The sequence below is a fragment of the Synechococcus sp. PCC 6717 genome, from assembly GCF_022698185.1.
Classification (GTDB): Bacteria; Cyanobacteriota; Cyanobacteriia; order Thermosynechococcales; family Thermosynechococcaceae; genus Thermosynechococcus; species Thermosynechococcus lividus.
Map to the genome: position 1 here is coordinate 96,496 of NZ_JAKLTV010000005.1, position 10,952 is coordinate 107,447.

The window sequence follows — 10,952 nt, forward strand, 5'->3', positions numbered from 1 at the left end:
CATGAATTATACGGAACCAGCGAACCCGCCTCGGTAATTGTTCACAAAACGGTGCATCCTGTTACAAATGTTCAATGATCTTGACGCTATCGCGGTCAAAATTTGCGGTCTCACCCGGGCAGAACAAGCGGTGGCGATCGCCCAGATGGGAGTCAGCGCCCTTGGGTTTATTTGCGTTCCCAGTTCCCCCCGCTATATTCCACCGCCCGCCATTGCGGCGATCACTCAGCAGTTGCCGGAGACGGTGTTAACGGTTGCCGTTGTGGCCAATCCAACCCTTGAAGCGCTAGACAGCCTCATCCACCGCAGCAACATCAAGGCCGTCCAACTCCATGGCCACGAGTCCCCTGCCTTTTGCCAGCAGGTGCAGCAACACTATCCCCACGTGCAGATCATTAAAGCCTTGCGGGTCAAATCCAAAGACACCCTAGAGAGCATTCCCCACTACATCCCCTATGTAACTCGGCTACTCCTAGATGCTTACCATCCCCAGCAATTGGGAGGCACAGGCACCCCCTTTGACTGGCGGTTACTGCAACACCTGAGTATTGCCTGCCCATGGTGGCTGGCCGGTGGCATCACCCCAGAAAATTGCCGCCAAGCCATTGCCCAAACCCACCCCCACGGCATCGATCTTTCTAGTGGGGTGGAGGTCAGCCCCGGAATCAAGGACTTAGGGCGCGTGGCGGCTCTCTTAAAAGCCCTAGGGGTAGATGCAAACCCTACCCCGCACTCTTAGGATGCCGGCCTGAAGCGATAGCTCTTGGAGGGCAACCCCTGCTCCCAAATCAATTGTGACCGGAGGATGGACTGTGGCCTCCCCCTGCCACTGTAGGCGGTGCAGGCACAGGGTTCGCTCATCCTCTAGCCGGATGCCGGTGGTACAAATCCAAGACGCCTGCTGCTGCTGGGCAGTTTGCATCGTAAAGGCCAGATCAAGCTGCTCCGTTCCCAGGGTAACCGCAGCACTAACCATCTGCCACTCCCTGAGATTAACCCCTGCTTTTCCCAGTCCCTCGTTTTGTAGGTGCCTTAGTAGAGAGCGCAACCCCGATTGCAACAGGGGTGAGTCAACAGACCCTTGCAGATCCGCTTGGGTGACCATCAGTTCGCCCTCAACCGGCACTGGTGCTAAAAGTTTGAGGGGCTTGCCCCGCACCACTTGCCCTAAGTTGATGCGAATGTGCTCTGCCTGTACCGCCACTTGCCGCAGTAGAATACCACGATAGCTGGCCACCGTTGCACCTAAGCGCACGAAGGGCAACTGCCCTCGCAGCAGTTGGCGATCGCCCACCCTTAGATCCATCTCTAGCCCCTCAGCCCCATCAAGTTGCGACAGCAGCCACCAGCGCAAGGCCGGCACCAGCACCCGAGGAATCAGTCCCCGATCGCCAAGCTCTGGTGCCTCAACAGTTTCAACAGCGGGGCGATCGCTCACAACACGTGGGGACATAGGCGACATCAGGCTTAAACCCTCACACCACAGTGGGCAGTAAAAATCCCTTAACAATCTAAGGCAACATCGTCATCGTTACAAAGTGGGCTAGGCCAGATCAAAAAGTTACCCGTAGGCCACTTTTTTTGTGGCAACAAAAGAGCCTCAACCCTTGTCAATTGAGGGCTTAGGCGATCGCTCAGTTATGAATAAAACCAGTTAATGAACCATACCAATCCCTTGGAAAGACCCGATGCCCATTGGTTATGATGACCCTAGCAAGGGATTCGCGCCAATGTCATTGCGTCAGATTTCACTGCGACAGGTTTCGCCCCCACACCCCTCGGAACTCAATGGGCTGGGACTTATAGGGTGGATTGCGGCACCTCACTCTTCACGCAGCGCATTGACGCAAACTTGACTATTCACGTCCAAGTGTGGGTGATATTGTGTTTGGGAACTTATTTGCAAAAACAAAGCAAGGCTTGGGGATTGAACTCACCCCAGAGCGGGTCAATATTGTCCAAGTCCAGCGGCAGAAGCAGGGTCTCAAGGCGAGTGCCATTGTCTCAGTTCCCCTCAGTGAAGGTGCCATCGTTGAAGGTCGAATCATTGACACCGTAGCGGTTGCCGATGCCATTCGCCAAGGGATTGAAGACAAGCGCATTAAACAAAAAGAGGTCATCAGTGCTATCCCCATGAATGAGGCCGTCATTCGCCTGATTCGCTTGCCTGCGGAGCTACCCGACTATGAGCTACGGGAGGTGGTGCTGATGCAGGAAGCTCCCCTTTACCTCCCCTTTCCGCGGGAAGAAGCGGATGTCGATTACCAAAAGCTCGGCAGTTCCCTTGATGAAGACGGCATTGAGCGCGTAGAAATTTTGCTGGTGGGCACCCCCCGGGATGTCACTGATGCCTACATCAACACCTTTTCCCAAGCAGGACTGCAACTCACCGCCCTTGAAGTCACCAGTTTTGCCCTCATGCGTACCCTCAGGGACTCACTGCAACAGTTTGTGGGTGAAGCCGCCGCAATTATCGATATTGGCGATGAAGGCACCGAAATTAGCATTGTCAAAGATGGCATCCCCCAGTTCAATCGCAAAGTCCCCATTGGCAAGGATCAGATGCAGGAGGCCATCAGTCGTGCCATGAATTTGCCCCCTTCTATGGGGGTTGACCTCATTGAAAACTTGACAGTGCCCCTTGAACCCATGGATGTCACAGGTGCTCTCAACCCCAGTGGTGCAGCCATCCTGCGAGTACTGACGGATTTAGCAGATGAAATTCGCCGCTCCATCGACTTTTACCTCAACCAAGGCGAAAGCCTCGAAGTGTCGCAACTGCTGCTGGCCGGACCAGGCGCGAGCATTGGCCAAATCGATGAGTTCTTTAGCCAACGGCTCAATTATTCAGCCACCGTTGTGGATCCCATTTCCCTGTTAGGGTTGCAAACCCCAGAAGAGATACCCTTAGAAAAACGTCCTGCCCTTGGCACAGTCATTGGCTTGAGCCTACGCGGAGCCTAACTTCAGGAGCATCCCCATGTACTCAGTCGAGATTAACCTCCTAAAAGAACGCCCCGAAATTGGTGGCATGGCCGCCGCAACGCCTGCCGCTGGGGGTGCCAGCAATGTGCCTATCATTATTGGTGGTGTGGCCGCCATCTTCTTTGTGGGGCTAGCACTTCTTGGCTCTATAGGCGCCGAAATGTGGTTGAACCAGCTCAAGGCCAAGCAGCAAAGTATCCAAGACCGCTTAGCGGCCATTTCCCCGGATCTCCAGCGCATGGATGAACTCAAGAAAGAGACCGATCGCATTCAGGCAGAAACCAAAGCCTTGGCAACGGTGTTCAACCAAGTCAAACCGTGGTCAGCAGTGATGCGTAATATGGCCACTCAAATCCCAGCCGGACTGCAAATTACTCGTATTACCCAAGGTGGGGAGAAGGGCAATGAGCTGACCATTGAAGGGGCGGCAGTCTCCTTTGAGGATGTCAGTGAGTTCCTCCTGCTGTTGCAAAACCGTTCCCCCTTCTTTGACGGAAGTGCTACCCAACTTGTAAAAGCAGATCGCATGGGAAAAGCAAATGAAGAGACGGCGGTAGAGGTCTCCTTCAGCATTAAAACGGCGATCGCCTCGGTTCCGGCCTCCGATCTGCTCGAAGAGCTGGCCGCCAATGGCGTGGAAGGCTTAGTGGCACGCATTCAGTTTCTCAAGGAAAAAGGAGTCGTAGAGCAATGACCCTAACTGGTGATTTTGGTGGGCCGCCGATTCAAGACTCTGCGCCAAATTATCCCACATTGTTTGGGGTCACCCTTACCCCGGTTGTCAGTGGTATTTTAATTGCCCTTGTGGGCTTAGGGGGAGCCGTTTACCTAGCAACACTATTAATTGCTCCAAAAGCGGAGGAAGCGACTAAATTGCAGCTAGAAATTACCCAGCAGGAAAACGACCTCTCCCAGCGAGAAGTCATCCTCAAGCAGCTAAACGATGTCATCGCTTCCCTAGAACGCGCTAAAGCAGAAAATACCGATGTCCGCTCTCTGTTTGCCACCCAAGATGCCCTGAACACCCTGCTGTTAGACATCAATCGTCTCATCCTCAACAGCGGCGCTCAGCTAAACAGCTTTGAACCGGACAGTGCAGCTTCAGGAATTGTCCAAGATGGCTCCCTTGGCCCCGAATTAAATGCCAAACTAAAACGACAGGTGACCAACGTTACCATTCAAGGTGACTTCGCGAATGTTGTTGCAGTTATGCAAAAAATTGATCAACAACAAAACTTTCTTGTAATCAATAACTTAACAATGGAGCGAGTCACCGATAAGCCTGGGGAAGTCATTTGCACCTTCAAGCTCATGGCCTATGTTCCCCTGACTCCCGAGGAAATTGCTGCGTTGGCACCGCCACCTGAACAGGGGGGTGAACAGCAGCAGCAGTAAGAGCAACAACAGCAGCCACAGCAGTAGCGAATGGTATCACAGGAGGTAACGTACTTTTTTAGGAGTGAGTTCAACAGCGTCGGCAAAAACAAGCAGCAATAATTCTTCCAAAACTTTGGTGGCATTTGTGAGGAGTCAAGCATCGTGAGTCAGCTATTACATCGTCTTGGTTTGGGGGTGGCCACAACGGCCATCATTGCCGCAAGTCAAACGCCAACCTTGGCAACCAGTACTGAAATTACTGGGATTCGTCTTGTGACGGCACCTAACGGCATTCAACTCCTGTTCAACATTCAAGGCAATGTGCGGCCAGCGGTCTTTACCATTAATCGCGGCAACACATCCTTAGCAGATATTCCCAACAGTCAACTGCGGCTCCCTCAGGGAGGGGCATTTCGTCAAGATAATCCTGCGCCGGGCATTTCTTCGGTGGAAGTGGTGCAACTCGATGCCCAAACCATTCGGGTGTTAGTCAATGGCATTAGTGCTGCCCCCATTGCCGAAGTGATCCGGGAGGGACGCGATGGCCTGCAAATGAATTTTATTACTGCCCAAGGCCCTGCTGGCCCGCAAGTTCCCCCGACAGGACAGCCGATGGCAATGCCTCCCAGTGCTGGGGCAGTGCCACCCTTTTTACCCCGAGCAGTGGCTCCCCCCGTTGGCGATATGCTCGTTAGCCCTATCAACGCTGATCCTGACGTTGTGTCGTTGGCAACCAATGAGCGCATTCCCCGCCTACTGCTGCGGGAAGCCCCCGTTCGCGAAGTATTGTCGCTCCTTGCTCGGGCTGCAGGGATGAACGTCGTCTTTCCGGAGGGCAATGGGGATGCTGGCGGAACCACCATTTCCCTCGACATTGAAAATGAGTCTGTACAGGATGTGTTTAACTATGTCCTGCGGGTGGCGAACCTGAAGGCAAATCGCCAAGGGCGAACCATCTTTGTTGGTCAGTTTTTACCCCCTGATGCCCAGAACCGCATTGTCCGAACCATACGCCTGAATCAAATGCGGGTCTTTGGTCTGGCGGGCAACACTCGGCAACAGATTTCTATCGCCCAGACCGGTGGCTCGGTAGCTGGGGTTGGTACTGGTGGCAGTGGCGGAAGTGCTGGTGCAACGGCAGAAACCTCGGTTGTGCGGCAGTCCACCATGGGCGAGATTGATATTCAACTCGGTGCCGTGCAACTGTTGGAGATGTATGGCGCTAACCTGCGGGATGTAGCGATCGCCCCGAACGCACCCGCCTGTGACGAAACCGTTAACTTTAACGTTGCCGGTGCGAACCTTGAGAAAGTGTGTCGCGGTACTCTCCTGCGCGGCCTAGAAGTCATGGGCGACCCGCGCACCAATACAATTACCCTCGTGGGCACTCCGCGAAAAGTAGAAATTGCGACCCAGCTCATTCAGCAGCTCGATGTGCGCAAACGCCAAGTCATGGTGAACGTGAAGTTCATTGATGTGAACCTTCTGCGCGGGCGCACCGCCAACGCTGACTTAGTCACTAACTTTGGCTCCTCCCTCTTTGGGGCAATTTTTGATGCCACCGGTCTAACCGTGCAGCGGGGCACCTTACCTAGTGGGGTTCCCGGCGGACAAGTGATCCAACCCCCCGTCGCCTTCCCACCGGAGCGATTTTTACTGGGGCCAGAGCGAACCGTTACGCTCGATGGCGCTGGCAACATCGTCAATGATCAGACTGCCCCGCCGCAACAATTTGTATTGCCGGGAGTGGGTGTGCCGGGGTTTTCAGTACCTGGTTTAGGGGTGGGGCAAGCCCTGAGTAACTTTTTTGCCCAGCTTCAGTTATCTATCCAAACCGGTAATGCCACGATTCTGACGAATCCTACCCTTGTCATCCAAGAAGGAAGTGCCGCGCAGGTGAACCTGACCCAAGAAATCTTCTCGGGGATTCAGTCCCAAGCGAGTACCACTGGAACCGGTAGTGGTGCAGCGGTTGCAGCAACCACCATTACCCCTATTATTCGTCCGGCCGGGGTTATCTTTAACGTCACGGTGGATCAGATTGATGACAATGGTTTTGTAACCCTGCAACTGTCCCCCGAGGTGAGTGCTCCCAGCGGTACCTACTCCGTTGTCTTTCCGGGCGTTGCCAACCCCTCTACCGGCACTCTCTTGTCGCAGCGGCGCATGGAGTCGGGACGGATTCGCCTGCGGGATGGGCAAACCTTGCTTTTGGCTGGGATTATCCAAGATCAAGACCGGTCACTGGTAACTAAAATTCCGATCTTGGGCGATATTCCCCTCCTGGGGCGGCTCTTCCGGCGCGAAAGCAATCAGCGCCAGCGAAACGAGCTAGTGGTGATGGTCACGCCGAAAATTGTGGATGACTCCCAAAATGCCGGTTATGGCTATCAGTACTCCCCTAGCCCTAACAGTATGCCCCCCAATATTCAAAACCGCATAATGCAGCCATAGTAGATGGCTAGCCTTGCTTTTGTGGTGCCTCACCTTTGAACGAAGGTGGGGCTTTTTAGTCTTTTTAGTGGAGTGTTCAGTGTGCTACAGGCATTCGGAAATATTTGGTTAAAATAGAGTTAAGGCGAGGTTAAGCCATAAGAGCACCAGGATAAGACATCATGAATAGATACGATTTTTTACATTGCCAACGTCCCTATCACGGCGACTTTACGCCTGCCAATTTTGTGTTTAATGCCAATTTACAGGAATTTGCCACCAAAGTTAGCTATATTGCCTGCCTAGAAACCAGTGGCAAGATCTCGCCCCAAGACGCCTTCGACCAGATAAGCGTGCTCTGGAAGCAACTCAAGGCCAGCAAAAAGGGGTTGTCTCTAGAAGATCTCCCTGACTAAGGCACTGTCGGTGATAGATCAGCGTTGCAGCGTTTTGAGGGTGGCCAGAATTAACTCACTGGGCACCTGTTCAACAATCTCAGCATGGCCAATGGCGGTAGGCAGGATGAAGCGTACTTTTTGTGAGTGTACCTTTTTGTCGTGCTGCAGCAGGGCAACTAATCCATGCACATCAAACTGGCTCGGGATAGTAGTAGGTAGGTTTGCTTTGTGGATTAATTGCCGCTGGGCGGCTGCCTCGGTCTCAGACCAGTAGCCAAGGGCGATCGCCAACTCCCCGGCTGCCACCATCCCCACAGCCACCGCTTCCCCATGATTAAACACCCGGTATTGCCCCATGCTTTCAAGGGCATGGCCAATGGTATGGCCATAGTTCAAAATAGCCCGCAGTCCTGCTTCCCGTTCATCTTTGCTAACGACATCAACCTTGGCCTGACAGGAGTGCTGGAGAATAGACGCTAGTTGATCCACCGAAAGAGCACTGATGCGATCTAAGCGGGGGAGGGATTGCAATAGCTCAAATAGTTGGGGATCCCAAATGACACCATACTTAATCACCTCAGCCATACCGGCACGAAACTCCCGTGGTGGCAGCGTGGCCAGCACCTCTGGATCGACCACGACTAAGCGCGGCTGATGAAACGCCCCAATCAGATTTTTCCCTTGGGGGTGGTTAACCCCAGTTTTACCCCCGATGGCGGCATCGACCATGGCTAACAGGCTGGTGGGGATTTGAACCACCGCAATTCCCCGTAGCCACGTTGCCGCAGCAAAACCAGTCATATCGCCAATGACGCCGCCACCCAAGGCAAAAAGCGTAGATCCCCGCTCTAGACGCTGAGCTAAGGCTGCATCATAGATTTTCTGAAGGGTTTTTAAGGTTTTATACCGCTCGCCTGCGGGCAACACGCAGGGAGTTACCTGCCAGCCGTGCTCCTCTAGTACCGCTTGAATCGCACAACCGTAGTGCCGCCAAATTTGCGGGTTCGAGACAATCAGCGCTGGTGCATTTGGCCTGAGTGGGGTGTGTTCCGCCAAAAGCTGGGGTAAGGCTAGGCGGCTGCCGGCACGAATCGCAATGCAGTAGGACTGATGAGGGAGAGGAACGGGAATTAGGGTCGTCATTGCACAATTGCCGCGGTGGGTGCATTGGCTCAACGGGCAAATCAAGAGTTGAGTGAGGTCGGCTCCCCACCTCCCCAGTTGTTAAGGCTAGGGGGAATGTCCTGAAGCTGCCAGCAGCGCTCTAACCAATTTACCAAGGTAGCACGATCAGCCGTCAGTTGCCGTACCACTGACCAAATATACAGGGCGGTGGTGGGTGAGTGCACCTCTACTTCAAGGGGTTGATGGGGCGCATAGCGGCAGGAAATGCCCAACAGGGTCAGTCGCTGGTAGATGCTCCAGCGTAGTTGCCAGTTAACTGCAATAACTATGGGGTTTATAGACATTCAATAAGTACTCCATTGTTGAAAACAGCCCTAGGCTCACTTAGTATGGGGGTAAGTCCTGCCGTTTAGGAGCCTATCCCCATGACTACGACGACACTGCCTCGCCAAGGGTTTGGCGACATGGTTGACACTGTTGTCCTGCTGGATCGCAGCACGACGACTCCCGTTTGCGAAGGCATGAATCGACTCTTGGCCAGTTTTCAAGCCTTGTACTTGCAGTATCAAAAACATCATTTTGTGGTGGAGGGTGCGGAGTTTTACCAACTACACGAGTTTTTCCAACATTGCTACGAGCAGGTGCAGGGGCACGTTCACGATTTAGGGGAACGCCTGAATGGCTTAGGAGGTGTTCCCGTGGCAGGCTTTGAGCAGTTGGCTGCCCTGTGTTGCTTCAGCCCTGAGTCGGAAGGGGCATTTAGCTGCCGACACATGCTGAGCCACGATCTGGCGGCGGAACAGGCGGTAATACAAATTTTGCGGCAACAGGCAACGCAGGCGGAGTCCTTGGGCGATCGCGCCACTGCTTACCTCTACGATCAAATCCTGCTCAAAACCGAAGAGCGTGCCTACCATATTGCCCACTTCCTTGCCAACGACAGTCTAAAGGGATAATCGGATAAAGCAAGGAGTGGCCTCCCCTAGCTTTGTATGCTGCCATTTTTTCCTTAGTTTGTTGACCCTTACCCATAACCGCTTCAAGAAACGCACGAACCTTTGCCCCCCTAGTGGGGGGATTTTTTTTGAATTATTTTTTCATTTTTGAGCTTAGCCTAATTGAAAGATATTTGCAATATAGTGCCAAAATGATCTTTAATTTTCCCCGGATATAGCGCTAAGCACCTGAGAGCCGCTGCTGCAGAATGGGACAAATCGTGTGCTCAGATGGCCGGGGAATGGTTGACCAACCGTGCAGAAGCCCTTGCAGTTCCTGCTTGAGGTCTTGCATCTGTTGAATTTGCCGCTCCACCGCTGTTATCTGCTGCACGAGCTTTTCCTTGACGCGATCGCAGGGCAATTCACCGCGATCGTAAATGTCTAGCAGTTCTTTGATGTCTGCAAGGGTTAAGCCGAGGTGTTGGGCACGCTTAATAAAGCTCAGGCGCACAAAGACATCCTCACTGAAGAGCCGATAGCCCCCCTCTGTTCTGCCGCTGACTTTGAGTAAGCCTAACTCTGCGTAGTAGCGGATGGTTTTAATGGGGAGGCCACTGTGTTGGGCAACTGTACCGATGCGTTGTGCGGTCTCCTGCATAAGCCCCTCCTATAGTGACCGGATATTTAACCCCAGAGGTTGTCGAGCGGCCAGTCCGCCACGATCGCCACCAAATCTGCAGGGGAGTGAGTGCCATAGGGCAAAACCCCCAGTACCGGTACTTGAGTCAACTGGGTAAGGAAGTGTGGTGGTGTCCACTGTTGGATCTCGCTATCAGTGCACGGGGTGACACAGTTCAAGATCAGGCCGCGCAGTTCCAGCTTGTACTGGCGGGCAAGGGCAACATTGGCCACAATCTGGGCGATCGCTCCCAAGCGAACCGTTGCCACTAATACAATGGGTAAGCGCCATGCTGCCGCCAAATCCGCCACCGTCCACTCCCACGTAATGGGTGACCCCAAACCACCAATCCCTTCAACGAGTAGGCGATCGCAGCGTTGCTGAAGTTTCTCATAGGTCTGCCACACTGGGACTAAGTCGATTTGCCGCTCTTCCAGCAGTGCAGCCATGGGCGGCGCAAGGGGGGCAGCAAAACTCACGGGGCACACTTCTTCAGGGGTTTGGTTCAGGGGCAAGGTCTCGCAGTAGTGCTGGCGATCGCCCGGCTCAACGGCGGTTCCGCTTTGCATCGGCTTAAAAATTCCCCACTGCTGCTGAGGGGCATACCGCTGCCCGTAGCTCCACAGCGCCGTCGTAATAACGGTTTTACCTACACCAGTGTCAACACCGGTAATGAGTAGTGACTTACAATGATGCTCGATAACCCCCTCCTATCGACAGCAACAAGACAAAGTTTTGTGAATAAATGTAACGCTCTGCAACACAATAGCTGTCTATCTCTAGAATAGAGCGGTATAAGATTTCTTGACTTCTCCCCTCCTTGAAAGAGAGGGGATTCCCAAAGGATGCTACGCAACGGGCTGAAGCCGCGTTGCTTCGCTTTTCCCTTGAGCTGTCACCCACAACTTAATGCGGGTGGGGGCAGTCAAAGACCCCCTACTCACCTCAAGCATTTCTGCTATTGGGACTACGTTTATGTTTCGGTTCGTGGTTTCGCGTTTTTCAACACTAGCCAAT

At 53.5% G+C, this 10,952-nt stretch carries 12 protein-coding genes; 7 read left to right on the top strand and 5 right to left on the bottom strand.

Annotation, left to right across the window (positions count from 1 at the left end; translation table 11 throughout):
- The first annotated feature begins 67 nt into the window (after positions 1-67).
- On the top strand, positions 68-739 hold the full coding sequence (locus L5470_RS05725) for a phosphoribosylanthranilate isomerase (protein ID WP_099798355.1): 672 nt from the start codon (positions 68-70) through the stop codon (positions 737-739).
- Here L5470_RS05725 and L5470_RS05730 read toward each other — a convergent pair.
- On the bottom strand, positions 704-1,453 hold the full coding sequence (locus tag L5470_RS05730; RefSeq protein ID WP_499498740.1) for an LmeA family phospholipid-binding protein: 750 nt from the start codon (positions 1,451-1,453) through the stop codon (positions 704-706). The genes L5470_RS05725 and L5470_RS05730 overlap by 36 nt on opposite strands.
- A 431-nt stretch (positions 1,454-1,884) precedes the next feature.
- Here L5470_RS05730 and pilM point away from each other — a divergent pair, with 431 nt between their 5' ends.
- The 5 genes from pilM (at position 1,885) to L5470_RS05755 (ending at position 7,211) form a co-directional block, all read left to right on the top strand.
- Positions 1,885-2,964, top strand: a complete 1,080-nt coding sequence (pilM, locus tag L5470_RS05735; RefSeq protein WP_499498742.1) for a type IV pilus biogenesis protein PilM — start codon at positions 1,885-1,887, stop codon at positions 2,962-2,964.
- 16 nt (positions 2,965-2,980) lie between these two features.
- Positions 2,981-3,679 (top strand): PilN domain-containing protein, encoded by a 699-nt coding sequence (locus L5470_RS05740; RefSeq protein ID WP_099798358.1) that lies wholly within the window; start codon positions 2,981-2,983, stop codon positions 3,677-3,679.
- Positions 3,676-4,380, top strand: coding sequence for a pilus assembly protein PilO (locus tag L5470_RS05745; RefSeq protein ID WP_499498744.1), 705 nt, complete (start codon positions 3,676-3,678; stop codon positions 4,378-4,380). The genes L5470_RS05740 and L5470_RS05745 overlap by 4 nt, the downstream gene beginning before the upstream one ends.
- A gap of 144 nt (positions 4,381-4,524) precedes the next feature.
- A complete protein-coding gene (locus tag L5470_RS05750) occupies positions 4,525-6,816 on the top strand; it encodes a secretin GspD/PilQ domain-containing protein (RefSeq protein WP_499498746.1) in 2,292 nt (763 codons plus the stop codon).
- Between the two features lie 161 nt (positions 6,817-6,977).
- Entirely contained in the window at positions 6,978-7,211 is a 234-nt protein-coding gene (locus L5470_RS05755; protein WP_099798361.1) for a DUF7219 family protein, read from the top strand.
- 18 nt (positions 7,212-7,229) lie between these two features.
- On the opposite strand, the gene aroB is transcribed toward L5470_RS05755, so the two are convergent.
- Positions 7,230-8,336: a 3-dehydroquinate synthase gene (aroB, locus tag L5470_RS05760; protein WP_099798362.1), complete on the bottom strand. Its 1,107-nt coding sequence runs from the start codon at positions 8,334-8,336 to the stop codon at positions 7,230-7,232.
- Positions 8,337-8,377: 41 nt separating this feature from the next.
- Positions 8,378-8,662, bottom strand: coding sequence for an Asr1405/Asl0597 family protein (locus L5470_RS05765; RefSeq protein ID WP_198406148.1), 285 nt, complete (start codon positions 8,660-8,662; stop codon positions 8,378-8,380).
- 81 nt (positions 8,663-8,743) lie between these two features.
- On the opposite strand from L5470_RS05765, the gene dpsA reads away from it, so the two are divergent.
- The gene (dpsA, locus tag L5470_RS05770; RefSeq protein ID WP_499498749.1) at positions 8,744-9,274 is read left to right on the top strand and encodes a DNA starvation/stress protection protein DpsA; all 531 of its coding nucleotides are present in this window, start codon (positions 8,744-8,746) and stop codon (positions 9,272-9,274) included.
- A gap of 220 nt (positions 9,275-9,494) precedes the next feature.
- Here dpsA and L5470_RS05775 read toward each other — a convergent pair whose 3' ends face one another.
- Together L5470_RS05775 and bioD are read right to left on the bottom strand one after the other, a co-directional pair.
- Positions 9,495-9,914: a heavy metal-responsive transcriptional regulator gene (locus L5470_RS05775; RefSeq protein WP_099798364.1), complete on the bottom strand. Its 420-nt coding sequence runs from the start codon at positions 9,912-9,914 to the stop codon at positions 9,495-9,497.
- Between the two features lie 26 nt (positions 9,915-9,940).
- On the bottom strand, positions 9,941-10,636 hold the full coding sequence (gene bioD / locus L5470_RS05780) for a dethiobiotin synthase (protein ID WP_499498752.1): 696 nt from the start codon (positions 10,634-10,636) through the stop codon (positions 9,941-9,943).
- Between the last annotated feature and the right edge of the window lie 316 nt (positions 10,637-10,952).